The organism is Burkholderia sp. WSM2232, assembly GCF_000472545.1.
In the GTDB taxonomy this organism is placed as follows: Bacteria; Pseudomonadota; Gammaproteobacteria; order Burkholderiales; family Burkholderiaceae; genus Paraburkholderia.
In genome coordinates this window covers 107741-120986 of the sequence record NZ_AWZV01000012.1, presented here as the reverse complement: position 1 = coordinate 120986, position 13246 = coordinate 107741, and the positions used below count along the sequence as shown (strand labels likewise).

The following is a 13246-nucleotide window of genomic DNA, read 5'->3' as shown; positions in this document are numbered from 1 at the left end:
TGCCATGACGGTTGCTTATCTCGGCCTCGGCGCGAATCTCGGGGACGCGCGCCAGACCCTGAAAGACGCGGTGGTGTGCCTCGCACAACAGCACACCATCACCGTGCTCGCCAAGTCGAGCCTGTATCGCACTGCCCCGATCGACGCGGGCGGCGACGACTATTTCAACTGCGTCGTGAAGATCGACACGACGCTGCCCGTGCGGCATCTGCTCGCGCTGTGCCATAAGATCGAGCATCAGTTCGGCCGGGAGCGGCCCTTTCGCAACGCACCGCGAACACTCGATCTCGACATCCTGCTCTACGGCGATCAATCCATCGACGAAGCCGACCTGATCGTTCCGCATCCCCGCCTCGTGGAACGCGCGTTTGCACTGGTGCCGCTCGTCGAAATCGACGCCGCGCTCGTCATTCCGCGGCACGGGCGCGCCGACGCGCTGCTCGACGGCGTGCGCGCGCAACGCATCGAGAAAATCAAAGGGCCCTGTCAGTGCCTGACGCTCAACGCACTCAACGCCGGCAAGGGCCGCTGCGAATGAATTCACCGCCTCTCACCGTGACCGCGCCGCAATTGCGGCCTCCGTTCGGCTATCTCGCGATTGAAGGGCCAATCGGCGTCGGCAAGACATCGCTTGCCCGGCGCCTCGCGCAACGCTGGTCGATGCAGGAATTGTTCGAGCGGCCCCAGGACAATCCTTTCCTCGAACGTTTTTATCGCGACACTGCGCGTTATGCGCTGCCCGCCCAACTTCATTTCGCGTTGCAACGCGCGCAACAGGCGCAGGAAGTCAGTGCCGCGCATATGGAGGGCACGCCGCTCATCGCGGATTTCATGACGCAGAAGAACGACATCTTCGCGCGCCTTACGCTGCAGGAAGACGAGTGGCATCTGTACCGGGCGCTTGCCGCGCGGCTCGAGGTGAGCGCACCAGCGCCGGACTTCGTCGTGTATCTGCAGGCGAGCCCCGAGGTGCTGTTCTCGCGAATCCAGAAGCGCGCGGTGCCTATGGAGCTACAGATTTCCGATGCATATCTGCATGCGCTCTGCGACGCGTATAACCAGTTTTTCTACCACTACGACCGCACGCCGGTGCTCACGGTCAATGCCGAACATCTGAATCCGCTCGACTCCGACGCGGACCTTGCGCTACTCGCCGAACGCATCGAAACCATGCGCGGACGCAAGGAATTCTTTGTCAAAGGCACGTCGCTCTAAGCAGCGCATGCCTCTCTTTCAACGGATTGACCATGACCTATTTGCAGGAAACGAGCCGCAACGCGATCACCGTGCCGAAACTGCAGGCGATGCGCGACGCCGGCGAGAAGATCGCCATGCTCACCTGCTACGACGCGAGCTTCGCGGCGCTCCTCGAGCGCGCGGGCGTCGACGTTCTCCTGATTGGCGACTCGCTGGGCAATGTGTTGCAAGGGCAGACCACCACGCTGCCGGTTTCGCTCGCGGACATTGCGTACCACACGGCCAGTGTGGCGCGTGCGCGGCCCGCGGCGCTGATCGTCGCCGATCTGCCGTTCGGCACTTACGGCACGCCTGAAGAAGCCTATAAAAGTTCAGTCGAACTGATGCGCGCTGGCGCGCAGATGGTGAAGCTCGAAGGCGGCGAGTGGCTCGCCGACACCGTGCGCTTTCTGGTCGAACGCTCGATTCCCGTATGCGCGCACGTTGGCCTGACGCCGCAGTCGGTCCACGCGTTCGGCGGCTTCAAGGTGCAAGGCAAGACCGAGCAGGGTGCGAGCCAGTTGCTGCGCGACGCGCTGGCGATGCAGGCGGCCGGCGCCCAACTCATCGTGATGGAAGCAATACCGACGCTGCTCGCGAGCGAGGTCACGAAGCAGTTGCGGATTCCGACCATCGGCATCGGCGCGGGGCTCGATTGCTCGGGTCAGGTGCTCGTGTTGCACGACATGCTGGGGATTTTTCCGGGCAAGCGCCCGCGCTTCGTGAAGGACTTCATGCACGGGCAGCCGAGCATCCTCGCGGCGGTGGAAGCCTATGTGCGCGCAGTGAAGGATGGGACGTTTCCTGGGCCTGAGCACACTTTTTGAGCACAGGTCGGCGGCGCGGATATTGACCGGGAGCCGTGATGTCGGTCGGCGCGCCGGGCGTGCCGCGCAAGCCGCGACTGTGGCGAACGTGCAGGCTGGATGCTCCCAGGGTTGATGAGCTAAAAAGCGTGCTCGCCGCGGTCGCAGCGTTCAGGCGCTCATGCATCGAGCACTTATCGCTCCACCGTCTCGTTATGCAAGCTGCTGCCGCCCGGTCCGCGCTTTAACGAACAAGCCGCGCCGGCATTGCCCCACGCAGCGCATTGCAGATCATTAGCGCTTGCGCATTCAACACGTCCTCGTGTGTCAGCACTCTTTCAGCTGCTTGCAGGCTCGTGTCTTCCTCGAGGAGAACGCCTCGCATCACGCCCGGCAGCACGCCCGAGTCGAGCGGCGGCGTCCACCAGCGTCCGTCAAGCTTCACGAATACGTTCGATCGGCCGCCCTCCGTCAATTCACCGCGTTCGTTGAAGAACAGCGTGTCGAAGGCGCCTCTTGCCTCGGCTTCGCGCCAGCCGCGGTCGTATTCGGCGCGGCGCGTGGTCTTGTGGCGCAGCAGCGGATCGCCGGCTTGCAGGGCCGCGAAGCCATGCTCGGTTGCAAGCAACACGCCGACGCTCGACTCGGCCAACGGCGTCAACACCGCGGCCGTGATTTGCGTCGCGCCGCTCTTGCCTAGCGCGAGGCGCATCCGGTGCGGCGTGAGCGACGACAAAGACGCGCATTTTTCCGCGATTTGCGCGCGAACAGCTTGCTCGTCGAATGCAAAGCCAAAGGTCGCCGCGCTAGCCGACAATCTTGCGAGATGGCGCGACAGATGACGCACGCCTGCCTCCTGCGTCGCGTACATGGTTTCGAAAAGCTCGAAGCCGGGCTCGGCGCCGGTCAGAAAGCGCGCTTTCAATCGACACTCCGCGTATTCGTCCTCGGCCACGCTGTCCAGCACAATGCCCGCGCCTATGCCCATCGTGCCGCGCAGCAAGCCGCTTTGCGCGCTGGGCTCCAAAGTCAGCGTGCGAATCGCAACGGACATGCAGAAGTCGCCGCAAACCTGCTCCCCAGCGCCTGCCTGCCCGGGCTCGGGCGCCGCGTCGAGCCAGCCTATCGCTCCGGTATAAAGCCCGCGCGGTGTGCTCTCGATCGCGTCGATCAACTGCATCGTGCGATGCTTCGGCGCGCCGGTGATCGAGCCGCATGGAAAGAGCGCGCGCAATATCGCGGCGAACGACGTGCCGGGCCGCAGCGCGGCCTGCACTGTCGACGTCATCTGCCAGACCGATGCATAGGGCTCGACGGAAAACAACGCAGGCACCTTAACCGTGCCGGTCTGCGCGACGCGCGACAGATCGTTACGCAACAGATCCACGATCATCACGTTTTCAGCGCGATTCTTGGGATCGCTGCGCAGGAACTCGGCAGCGGCACGGTCCGTCGCCGGATCTGCGGAACGGGGCGCCGTGCCTTTCATCGGACGCGCACGCAAGGTCGCATCCTGCTTTTCGACGAACAGCTCCGGCGAACACGACAACACCCACGTGCCGCCGGGCAGCGCGATCAGTGCGCCGTAGCGAACCGGCTGACGCACTCTCAAGCGCCGATACAGCGCGGCAGGCGAACCGAACACGTCGAAGCTGAGCCGGTATGTGTAGTTGACCTGATACGAGTCGCCCGCGCGCAAGGCCGCGTGAATGGCGCCGATGGCCGCGTTGAACTCCTGCGGCTCCACGCTTTCGCGCACATTGGCCGTACCCGCCGCCGACGGTTCGGCAAGCCCGCCGTCCTGCTGGACGAGCCACGCGTCGACCTCGTCGCGGGAGAGCTTTTCGCAGCGCTCGAATAACAAAAAACGCAGCGTGGCATTGCCATGCTGCGTTTTCAAAGACGGAGCGGATGCTCCGCCGAGTAGATGCCGGCCGAACTCATAGTCGGCAAGCACAACGGCGAAGAGGCCCGAGCGCGCGTCCGCTTGGGCGGCCTCGCATACGGCCTCGAGCTGCGCGACGTCTGCACACACGCGCTCATGCACGAAACCCGTGTACAGACGGCTCGAGCGGCGCGCCGCCGACGCGTCGCAGTCATCCAGCAATGCAAACACCGCGCCGCGCTCATCTGCCGTCATGCTTGCCGCCAACTTCAAACCGCAGTTAATCGAAGAAGCTCTTCACCCGGTCGAACCAGCTCTTGCTTTGCGGGCTATGCCGCGCGCCGCCTTCCACCAACGCTTTTTCGAACTGCTTGAGCAGGTCGCGCTGCGATTCCGTCAGCTTGACCGGCGTTTCGACCTGCACGTGCACGTAAAGATCGCCCGCAATGCTCGAACGCAGACCCTTGATGCCCTTGCCGCGCAACCGGAAGGTCTTGCCCGACTGCGTGCCTTCCGGCACCGTGAAGCTCGCGCGACCCGCCAGCGTGGGCACTTCGATTTCGCCGCCTAACGCCGCCGTGGTGAACGGAATCGGCATCTGGCAATGCAGGTCGTCGCCGTCGCGCTCGAAGACCGAATGCTGCTTGATGTGGATCTCGACGTACAGATCGCCCGACGGCCCGCCGTTGATGCCCGGCTCGCCGTTGCCGGCGGAACGGATACGCATGCCGTCGTCGATACCTGCCGGAATCTTCACTTCCAGCGTCTTGGTTTCCTTCACCTTGCCCGCGCCGTGGCAGTGAGCACACGGTTCAGGAATATAGGTGCCGGTGCCGTGACACTTCGGACACGTCTGCTGGATGCTGAAGAAACCTTGCGACATGCGCACCGCGCCGGAGCCGCTACAGGTCGGACACGTTTCCGGCTTGGTACCGGGCTTCGCGCCGGAGCCGTGACAGACTTCGCACGAGACCCAGCTCGGCACGCGGATTTGCGTGTCGTATCCATGCGCCGCCTGCTCCAGCGTGATTTCCATGCTGTAGCGCAGGTCGGCGCCGCGATACACCTGCGGGCCCGCACGGCCGCCGCCGCGTGCCGCGCCACCGGCTGCCTGGCCGAAGATGTCGCCGAAAATATCGCCGAATGCATCCGCAAAACCGCCGAAGCCCTGCGCGCCGGCGCCGCCCATGTTCGGATCGACGCCCGCATGCCCATACTGGTCGTATGCGGCACGCTTTTGCGAGTCCGAGAGCATTTCGTAGGCTTCCTTCACCTCCTTGAAATGCTCTTCCGCATCCTTGTTGCCCGGATTGCGGTCGGGGTGGTGCTTCATCGCGAGTTTGCGATAAGCCTTCTTGATTTCGTCGTCGCTCGCGTTCTTTGCGACGCCCAGAACCTCGTAGTAATCCCGTTTCGCCATATCGGTTCAACGCCCCCCGCGAGAGTGCCGCGCGGTGGCTCCTCTTGAATGCTGGAGTCTCACGACTCGTCCGGCCGCTGTTTCATGCCGCATGAATGCGGCCAAAAACAACGCCCTCCATAAAACAAATGTGCCCGGAGAGCCCAAAAGGCTCGCCAGGCGTGATAACCGCTCTTGCACGTTGCCGCGCCGGATGAGGCGCGGTTCCTTGTGCAGCCGGGCCGCACACTTGACCCGTGTGCGGCTTTACGGTCGGAATGCGACCTGGCTTTAGTCCTTCTTGACTTCCTTGAACTCGGCGTCGACCACATCGTCCTGCTGCTGGCTCGCGCCACCAGCCGAAGCGCCCGAACCCGCGCTCGCGCCCGCCGCGCCTGCTGCCGCGGCTTGCGCACCTTGCGCAGCCTGCATGTCGGCGTACATCTTCTCGCCCATTTTCTGCGAGGCCGTTGCGACTGCTTCGATTTTGGCTTCGATCGCGGCCTTGTCGCTCGAACCGCTCTTCAGCGTATCTTCGAGGTCCTTCAGCGCGGTTTCGATCTTCTCCTTCTCGCCGGCTTCCAGCTTATCGCCGTATTCGGTGAGCGCCTTCTTCGTGCTGTGCACCAGCGCGTCGCCCTGGTTGCGGGCATCGGCCAGCTCACGCAGCTTGTGATCTTCTTCCGCGTTCGCTTCGGCGTCCTTCACCATCTTCTCGATTTCGGCTTCGGACAGACCCGAGTTCGCCTTGATCGTGATGCGGTTTTCCTTGCCGGTTGCCTTGTCTTTCGCGCCGACGTGCAGAATGCCGTTCGCGTCGATGTCGAAGCTCACCTCGATCTGCGGCGTGCCGCGCGGTGCCGGCGGAATGCCTTCCAGGTTGAACTCGCCCAGCAGCTTGTTGCCCGCCGCCATTTCGCGTTCGCCCTGATACACCTTGATCGTCACGGCGCTCTGATTGTCGTCGGCCGTCGAATAGACCTGCGAGTGCTTGGTCGGGATCGTGGTGTTCTTGTTGATCATCTTCGTCATCACGCCGCCGAGCGTTTCGATGCCGAGCGACAGCGGGGTCACGTCGAGCAGCAGAACGTCCTTGCGGTCGCCCGACAGAACCTGACCTTGAATCGCGGCGCCGACGGCCACGGCTTCGTCCGGGTTCACGTCACGGCGCGGGTCCTTGCCGAAGAATTCCTTAACCTTTTCCTGCACCTTCGGCATACGGGTCATACCGCCGACCAGAATCACGTCGTCGATCTCGCCGACCTTCACGCCTGCGTCCTTGATCGCCACGCGGCACGGTTCGATCGTGCGTTCGATCAGTTCCTCGACCAGCGCTTCGAGCTTGGCGCGCGTGATCTTCAGGTTCAAATGCTTCGGACCCGACGCGTCAGCCGTGATGTACGGCAGGTTGATTTCGGTCTGCTGGCTCGAAGACAGCTCGATCTTGGCCTTTTCAGCCGATTCCTTCAGGCGCTGCAGTGCGAGCACGTCTTTCGACAGATCGACGCCCTGCTCCTTCTTGAACTCGCCGATGATGTAGTCGATGATGCGCTGGTCGAAGTCTTCACCGCCAAGGAACGTGTCGCCGTTGGTGGACAGCACTTCGAACTGCTTCTCGCCGTCCACGTCCGCGATTTCGATGATCGAAATGTCGAACGTACCGCCGCCCAGGTCATACACCGCGATCTTGCGGTCGCCCTTCTCGTTCTTGTCCAGACCGAATGCCAGAGCGGCTGCGGTCGGTTCATTGATAATGCGCTTGACTTCCAGACCGGCGATGCGGCCAGCGTCCTTGGTTGCCTGGCGCTGGCTGTCGTTGAAGTACGCGGGAACCGTAATCACAGCTTCGGTGACCGGCTCGCCGAGGTAGTCTTCAGCGGTCTTCTTCATTTTGCGCAGCACTTCCGCGGAGATTTGCGGCGGAGCGAGCTTCTGTTCGCGCACTTCGATCCATGCGTCGCCGTTGTCGGCCTTCATGATCTTGTACGGCATGAGGCCGATGTCCTTCTGGACTTCTTTCTCTTCGAAGCGGCGGCCGATCAGGCGCTTGACCGCGTACAGCGTGTTCTTCGGGTTGGTGACCGACTGACGCTTGGCAGGCGCGCCGACGAGAATCTCGCCGTCTTCCATGTACGCAATGATCGACGGCGTGGTGCGCGCGCCTTCCGAGTTCTCGATCACCTTGACCGAATTGCCTTCCATGATCGCCACGCACGAGTTGGTCGTGCCGAGGTCGATACCGATGATTTTGCCCATTTTTACTAATCTCCTGACTTTGATCGCTGCGGCAAGCGCCCTGTTCGCCGTTCGGCCGTAAGGCGCTGCGCCCCTGAATTCATACCTGCACTCAACATAAGTGCGTCCGCACCGTTTTCAAGACCTCTTTTACGATGCGGTCTTTAATTTTTTTCAATCGTGCGGCGCGCCGCCCGTGCTCGTGCCTGAGGCCGCCGAACCGGCCTGTGGGCCGCCCGCCCGGATTTTGTCCCGCGCGGCGGCCACAGCAGCCTGAAACTGCGCGAGGCCATGCCAGCCCGTCGCCCGCCCAAGCCGTTTGCCACGATGAAAGAAAAACCACGTGGGCACGCCGTGCAGCATGAAGCGACGGCCGAGCTCACGATGCTCGTAGACATTGCTGTGAAACCACCGCAGACCGAGCGCCCGGACCGCCTCCGGTTGCGCCAGCATCGCCTTCTTGGCAATTTCGCAGTTGAAGCAGTCAAGCCCCCAGAAGAACACGACCGCGAGTTCGTCGCCCGCTTCAGCAAGGCCGGCGTCGAACGAGTCCGCGCCCAGTTCCTTCATGTCGAATACCGAAAACGCAGTAGCGTCTACCGGAACATTGGCCATGATGAGGTTCGCCTGGTGTCGAATAGCGAAACGCCCGCGAAGCGCCTTACACGGGCTTGCGGACCTACTTGGGCGCCGCCACCGTTACGAGCGCCGGACGCAGCACGCGGTCGGCGATAACGAAGCCTTTTTGCAGCACGGCGACCACGGTGTTCGGCTCCTGATCCGCCGGGACCATCGAGATGGCCTGATGGCGATGCGGGTCGAACTTCTCGCCCACCGGATTCAGCGCGACGACGCGGCCCTTCTCCAACGCGCCGGTCAGCTGGCGCAGCGTGAGCTCGACGCCTTCGCGCACTTTCGCGAGGTCGTCGGACGAATGGGCAACGGCCGCTTCCAGACTGTCGATGACCGGCAGCAGGTGTTCCGCGAAGTTCTCGATAGCAAACTTATGCGCCTTCGCGACGTCTTCCTGCGCGCGACGGCGCACGTTTTCGGTTTCGGCCTTGGCCCGCAGGAAGCTCTCCTGCAGTTCGGCGATTTTGGCCTGCGCTTCAGCCAACGCGGCTTCCGCACCCGTTGCCGGCGCGTCCGTGGCCACGCTCGCTGCGGCTTCCTGCTCCGGAGTGGCCGCCTCGGCGGCCGGGCGCGCGGCTTCTTCCGCGGGCGTGGGATTCTGGCTCGTCGGGTTCTCTTGCGTGTTTTCCATGTCGCTGAAAGTCGTTAAGAATTAAAGGCCCACGGCGGCGGCGCGTATGCTGCCGCGATTTGTGCGTTGCAAAATTGCGACAAGGATGCAGGCCCGCCACCGCGTATCGGAACGGCAGTTGGGGCCGCGAATGACCATTTCAAGCGCCTCCCGGCAAATTTTCACGGCGCCGGCGAAACGCGGAAATGCCCGGTTACAACCATGAGCGCGGCGCAATCAGATTCAGATTGAGCGGCGCGAGCAAGTGACCTATGCTCCAGTTACGCGGCGGGAAAACCTCGTTAACCCTAATCTGACGTAACGCTTTCCGCGCCTTTGCAATTTCCACCTGGCTAGCTCGTTTCTTTCCTGCACCATCCCATAAGGGGGTACCGTGAAGCTGACCTTTGCAATCTCGGTGGTCGCGCTGGTACTCGTTGCGGGCACCACGACCATCTGTATGTCCGGGGCGGTCAACGATCACACCACCGAATACGGCGGCGTGAACGCGACCATGGAACAACTGTTCAATCCCCACCTGAAAATCTGTCGATAATGCGGCGGTCGCGCTTGGTCGGGCGGCCGTGCAGCGTCTCGGCCGGCTCGCGGTACGTCTTGCGGCGTTCATGCTCCGCCTGGCGCTTTCCCCGGCTTTCGTCGGTTTCCGCGTAGAGCGTCTGCGCAACGGTGGCCGGCCCGCGCACGTCACATACGCCCAGCACCTGCACCTGCCACACGAAGCGCTCGATCTCGATTTCCACCAGGTCGCCGACTCGCACGTCTTTGGCCGGCTTCACGTTGGCCCCGCCGATGCGCACCCGGCCCTTCTCGACAGCATCCGCCGCAAGCGAGCGCGTCTTGAAGAAGCGCGCCGCCCACAACCATTTGTCGATGCGCAGTTTCGCGCCGGGTTCGGTTGAAATCCTGTAATTCATAGGTCTCGTCAAGCCGCTGTGTTATGCGCCGGGATGTGCGGAACCGCGACGGCCTGCACCGGCCAGCCTTGCAAATTCTGCGCGACGATTTCGCCAAGCGCGGCAATCCACGCCTGCGACGCGTTCACGCACGGAATGCGATGAAACTCCTTGCCGCCGGCATGCAGGAATTCATCGCGCACTTCCATGCCGATTTCCTCGATTGTCTCCAGGCAATCGGCGGTAAAGCCCGGACAAAACACGTCAGCACGCCGCACGCCCGCAGCCCCCAATTCCTTCAAGGTGGGCGCCGTGTAGGGCTGCAGCCATTCGGCTTTGCCGAAACGCGACTGGAATGTGATGCGGCATTCGACCGACGTCAGCCCCAACGCCTGCATAAGCAGCGCGCCCGTTGTCTGACACTGGTCGTGATAAGGATCGCCGAGATCCAGCGTGCGTTTGGGCACGCCGTGAAAGCTCAATACCAGTTTGTCGCCCGCGGCGAAATCCGGTTGGCCATGAAGGTGCCAGTAATGATGCACCTGTGCGGCCAGCGCCGAAATGTATGCCGGATGGTCTGCATATTGGCGCACCGTGCGGATTTCCGGCTGATTGCGCATGCGCTTCAGGGCCGCGAAGGCGTCGTCGAAAGCGGTGGCCGTGGTCGACGACGAGTATTGCGGATACATCGGCACGAGCAGCACCCGCTCGGCGCCCGCGAGCTTGAGCTGATTGAGCATGGCGGGAATGCCGGGCGTGCCGTAACGCATCGCGTAGTCCACGAGCACCGTGTAGTCGTTCAGTTGCAGCAGGTGACGCAAGCCCTCCACCTGCTTTTCCGTATAGACGCGCAGCGGCGAGCCCTCCGGCAGCCACACCGCCGCATATTTCTTCGCGGACGCCCGCCCTCGGAACGGCAGGATCAGCAGGCGCAGAATGATTTGCCAGGCGAGCGCGGGAATTTCCACCACGCGCGGATCTGAGAGGAACTGGGCGAGATAGCGGCGGACCGCGCGCGGCGTGGGCGCGTCGGGCGTGCCGAGATTGATCAGCAGTACGGCAACGCGGTGCGACGTGGCGTTCTGGGAGGGCCGCTCGAGATCGAAGCGCATAGGCTGGCAGAGATGCCCCGCTCTAGGCGGGAAATGGAACGAGGTGGATTCATTATAGCGGCGCGCTTTGCGGCCGCTTGCCTTAGGCGCCCCTGGCCGTTCGGCCAATTGGCAAGCGGCGCGAGCTCGCGCATGATGTGCCGCATAGACCGCCGCAGCGACCAGGCGCTATTGTTGACTGAGCGTAAGCGAAAGCAGTCTGGCGGTAATGTCCACGATCGGAATGACGCGGTTGTAGGCCATGCGCGTCGGACCGATTACGCCGAGCGTGCCGACAATCTTGCCGTTCACTTCGTACGGCGCGGTAACGACGCTCATTTCCTCGATAGGCACGAGGTTGGACTCGCCGCCTATGAAGATCTGCACGCCGGCGGCATGGCTCGACACATCCAGCAACTGAAGGAGGCTCGTCTTTTGGTCGAACACATCGAACAGCTTGCGCAGGCGCGCCATGTCCGAGGAAAGGTCGGCGACTTCCAGCAGTTTGCGCTCGCCCGAGATGAGCACCGTTTCCCCGGTGTCGGGCTCCTCAGTGCTCGCGGTAACCGCCGCGTGCATCAGCGTGGTCATGTCGCCGCGCAACTGGTCGATTTCTTCGCGCAGGCGGCGCCGCACTTCGTCGAAAGAAAGCCCCGCGAAGTGCGCGTTGATGTAGTTGGACGCCTCCACCAGTTCGGAGGGCGAAAAGTCGCGCTGGGTCGCCATCATGCGGTTCTGCACGTCGCCTTCCGGCGTCACGATGATAAGCAGAATGCGCTTGTCGGACAGGCGCATGAATTCGATCTGCTTGAACACGTGGCTGCGCCGCGGCGTGAGCACCACACCGGCGAACTGCGACAGATTCGAGAGCACGCTCGCCGCCGCCGCGACGATTTTCTGCGGCTCGCCGGCCTGCAGCGTAGTCTTGACGGTGCGGGTGACCGCCTCTTCGTCCGCGGCCGATTCCACCGTCAACATGGTGTCCACGAAGAGCCGATAGCCGCGCGGCGTGGGAATACGGCCGGCGGAAGTATGCGGACTGATGACAAGCCCCAGATCCTCGAGATCCGACATGACGTTGCGGATGGTCGCCGGGCTCAGTTCCAGGCCGGAGTAGCGCGACAACGTGCGCGAGCCGACCGGCTGACCTTCGGCAATGTAGCGCTCGATCAGGGTTTTCAGGAGGGTTTGTGCACGAGGATCTAGCATGGCGAAAAATTTTAGCTCAATGATGCGACTACCGCGAGCGCGAACGGCGCCCATCGCCGGCGGGTTTGCGGCCGCCTGCCGGGACCGCGCCTTGCGCTCGTTGCAAAGCCTCGCACAGCGAACCGTGCGGCGCGCCGTTCGGGCCGCTGCGGGCGGCCCGAATGGCAACGTGGCGGTGCAGTTTGCCCCACGCGCATGTCATCAAGGCTTCACCATTCTAACGATAATCCCGAACTGCGCTCACGGCCCGCTGCCGTTGGCCGGCCGCCGGGTTGCGGCACGGTTCTTTTCAGGCCCTACCTATGGTGTAATGCCGGCATGCAAGTAACCAGCCAGTTCAAGACGGTCGCGCTCGTCGGGCGCAACAACACGCCGGGCATCCGCGAGCCCCTGACCGCGCTCGCCTCCTGCATCGCGAAGCGCGGCTTCGAAGTCGTGTTCGAAGCCGACACCGCGGCGGAAATCGGCGTGACTGAGTATCCGGCGCTGCGCCCGGCCGAGATCGGTGCGCGCGCCGACGTCGCAATCGTGCTCGGCGGCGACGGCACGATGCTCGGCATAGGCCGTCAACTGGCGCCGTACCGCACGCCGCTCATCGGCATCAACCACGGCCGGCTGGGCTTCATTACCGACATCCCGATCTCCCACATGAGCGAGATCGTGCCGCAAATGCTGGCAGGCAACTTCGAGCGGGAAGAGCGCGTGCTGCTCGAAGCGCGCATCATGCGCCAGGGCAACCCGATCTACCACGCACTCGCCTTCAACGACGTGGTGGTCAACCGCAGCGGTTTCTCGGGCATGGCAGAGCTGCACGTTTCGGTGGACGGCCGCTTCATGTATAACCAGCGCTCAGACGGCCTGATCGTCGCCACGCCTACCGGCTCGACCGCCTACGCGCTGTCTTCGCAGGGTCCGATCCTGCACCCGCAGTTGCAGGGCATCGTGCTCGTGCCGATTGCTCCGCATGCGCTGTCGAACCGCCCCATCGTGCTGCCGGACGACTCCAAGGTCAGCATCCAGATCGTTTCCGGGCGTGAGGTCAACGTCAATTTCGACATGCAGTCGTTCACGTCGCTCGAACTGAACGATGCAATCGAAGTGCGCCGCTCGCGCCATACGGTGCCGATGCTGCACCCGGTCGGCTACAGCTATTACGCCACGCTGCGCAAGAAGCTCCACTGGAACGAATACCCGTCGCACGAGGAAGACGCCAAGCCCTGACCGGCGG

The 13246-nt window shown here is 63.1% G+C and carries 13 protein-coding genes; 5 read left to right on the top strand and 8 right to left on the bottom strand.

Annotated features, from left to right (window positions below):
- Positions 1-4: 4 nt before the first annotated feature.
- From folK to panB, 3 genes are read left to right on the top strand one after another with little or no spacing between them, the layout of a single operon-like run.
- Positions 5-538, top strand: coding sequence for a 2-amino-4-hydroxy-6-hydroxymethyldihydropteridine diphosphokinase (folK, locus tag F757_RS0112855; protein WP_027211740.1), 534 nt, complete (start codon positions 5-7; stop codon positions 536-538).
- Positions 535-1215 carry a deoxynucleoside kinase gene (locus F757_RS0112850; protein ID WP_013338103.1) on the top strand — a complete coding sequence of 227 codons (681 nt, stop codon included), beginning with the start codon at positions 535-537 and terminating at the stop codon, positions 1213-1215. Before folK ends, F757_RS0112850 begins: the two co-directional genes overlap by 4 nt.
- A 32-nt stretch (positions 1216-1247) precedes the next feature.
- Positions 1248-2063 (top strand): 3-methyl-2-oxobutanoate hydroxymethyltransferase, encoded by an 816-nt coding sequence (panB, locus tag F757_RS0112845; protein ID WP_027211739.1) that lies wholly within the window; start codon positions 1248-1250, stop codon positions 2061-2063.
- 223 nt (positions 2064-2286) lie between these two features.
- Here the strand turns inward: panB and pabB are convergent, their stop codons facing one another.
- From pabB to grpE, 5 genes are all read right to left on the bottom strand, one after another.
- A complete protein-coding gene (pabB, locus tag F757_RS0112840; RefSeq protein WP_027211738.1) occupies positions 2287-4182 on the bottom strand; it encodes an aminodeoxychorismate synthase component I in 1896 nt (631 codons plus the stop codon).
- Positions 4183-4207: 25 nt separating this feature from the next.
- Positions 4208-5347, bottom strand: coding sequence for a molecular chaperone DnaJ (dnaJ, locus tag F757_RS0112835; RefSeq protein ID WP_025601559.1), 1140 nt, complete (start codon positions 5345-5347; stop codon positions 4208-4210).
- A gap of 270 nt (positions 5348-5617) precedes the next feature.
- Entirely contained in the window at positions 5618-7582 is a 1965-nt protein-coding gene (dnaK, locus tag F757_RS0112830; protein WP_027211737.1) for a molecular chaperone DnaK, read from the bottom strand.
- A gap of 153 nt (positions 7583-7735) precedes the next feature.
- A complete protein-coding gene (locus tag F757_RS33445) occupies positions 7736-8176 on the bottom strand; it encodes a thioredoxin family protein (RefSeq protein ID WP_035466734.1) in 441 nt (146 codons plus the stop codon).
- Between the two features lie 64 nt (positions 8177-8240).
- Positions 8241-8825: a nucleotide exchange factor GrpE gene (gene grpE / locus F757_RS0112820; protein ID WP_027211736.1), complete on the bottom strand. Its 585-nt coding sequence runs from the start codon at positions 8823-8825 to the stop codon at positions 8241-8243.
- A gap of 373 nt (positions 8826-9198) precedes the next feature.
- Here grpE and F757_RS36165 point away from each other — a divergent pair, with 373 nt between their 5' ends.
- Positions 9199-9360 carry a hypothetical protein gene (locus F757_RS36165; protein WP_006047884.1) on the top strand — a complete coding sequence of 54 codons (162 nt, stop codon included), beginning with the start codon at positions 9199-9201 and terminating at the stop codon, positions 9358-9360.
- On the opposite strand, the gene F757_RS0112815 is transcribed toward F757_RS36165, so the two are convergent.
- The 3 genes from F757_RS0112815 to hrcA all read right to left on the bottom strand — a co-directional run bounded on the left by F757_RS0112815 (position 9332) and on the right by hrcA (position 12018).
- Positions 9332-9739, bottom strand: a complete 408-nt coding sequence (locus F757_RS0112815; protein ID WP_027211735.1) for an RNA-binding S4 domain-containing protein — start codon at positions 9737-9739, stop codon at positions 9332-9334. The genes F757_RS36165 and F757_RS0112815 overlap by 29 nt on opposite strands.
- Positions 9740-9747: 8 nt before the next feature.
- Positions 9748-10830 carry a ferrochelatase gene (hemH, locus tag F757_RS0112810; protein ID WP_027211734.1) on the bottom strand — a complete coding sequence of 361 codons (1083 nt, stop codon included), beginning with the start codon at positions 10828-10830 and terminating at the stop codon, positions 9748-9750.
- Between the two features lie 168 nt (positions 10831-10998).
- The gene (hrcA, locus tag F757_RS0112805; protein ID WP_027211733.1) at positions 10999-12018 is read right to left on the bottom strand and encodes a heat-inducible transcriptional repressor HrcA; all 1020 of its coding nucleotides are present in this window, start codon (positions 12016-12018) and stop codon (positions 10999-11001) included.
- A 318-nt stretch (positions 12019-12336) separates the two neighbouring features.
- On the opposite strand from hrcA, the gene F757_RS0112795 reads away from it, so the two are divergent.
- Positions 12337-13239 (top strand): NAD kinase, encoded by a 903-nt coding sequence (locus F757_RS0112795; protein ID WP_027211732.1) that lies wholly within the window; start codon positions 12337-12339, stop codon positions 13237-13239.
- Positions 13240-13246: the final 7 nt, after the last annotated feature.

What these genes read in the sequence shown, in the direction of transcription:
- panB (WP_027211739.1), top strand. Translation starts at nt 1,248, where the DNA reads ATGACCTATTTGCAGGAAACGAGCCGCAACGCGATCACCGTGCCGAAA.
- hemH (WP_027211734.1), bottom strand. Translation starts at nt 10,830, where the DNA reads ATGCGCTTCGATCTCGAGCGGCCCTCCCAGAACGCCACGTCGCACCGC.
- F757_RS0112795 (WP_027211732.1), top strand. Translation starts at nt 12,337, where the DNA reads ATGCAAGTAACCAGCCAGTTCAAGACGGTCGCGCTCGTCGGGCGCAAC.
- dnaK (WP_027211737.1), bottom strand. Translation starts at nt 7,582, where the DNA reads ATGGGCAAAATCATCGGTATCGACCTCGGCACGACCAACTCGTGCGTG.
- hrcA (WP_027211733.1), bottom strand. Translation starts at nt 12,018, where the DNA reads ATGCTAGATCCTCGTGCACAAACCCTCCTGAAAACCCTGATCGAGCGC.
- grpE (WP_027211736.1), bottom strand. Translation starts at nt 8,825, where the DNA reads ATGGAAAACACGCAAGAGAACCCGACGAGCCAGAATCCCACGCCCGCG.
- F757_RS0112815 (WP_027211735.1), bottom strand. Translation starts at nt 9,739, where the DNA reads ATGAATTACAGGATTTCAACCGAACCCGGCGCGAAACTGCGCATCGAC.
- folK (WP_027211740.1), top strand. Translation starts at nt 5, where the DNA reads ATGACGGTTGCTTATCTCGGCCTCGGCGCGAATCTCGGGGACGCGCGC.
- dnaJ (WP_025601559.1), bottom strand. Translation starts at nt 5,347, where the DNA reads ATGGCGAAACGGGATTACTACGAGGTTCTGGGCGTCGCAAAGAACGCG.
- F757_RS33445 (WP_035466734.1), bottom strand. Translation starts at nt 8,176, where the DNA reads ATGGCCAATGTTCCGGTAGACGCTACTGCGTTTTCGGTATTCGACATG.
- pabB (WP_027211738.1), bottom strand. Translation starts at nt 4,182, where the DNA reads ATGACGGCAGATGAGCGCGGCGCGGTGTTTGCATTGCTGGATGACTGC.
- F757_RS0112850 (WP_013338103.1), top strand. Translation starts at nt 535, where the DNA reads ATGAATTCACCGCCTCTCACCGTGACCGCGCCGCAATTGCGGCCTCCG.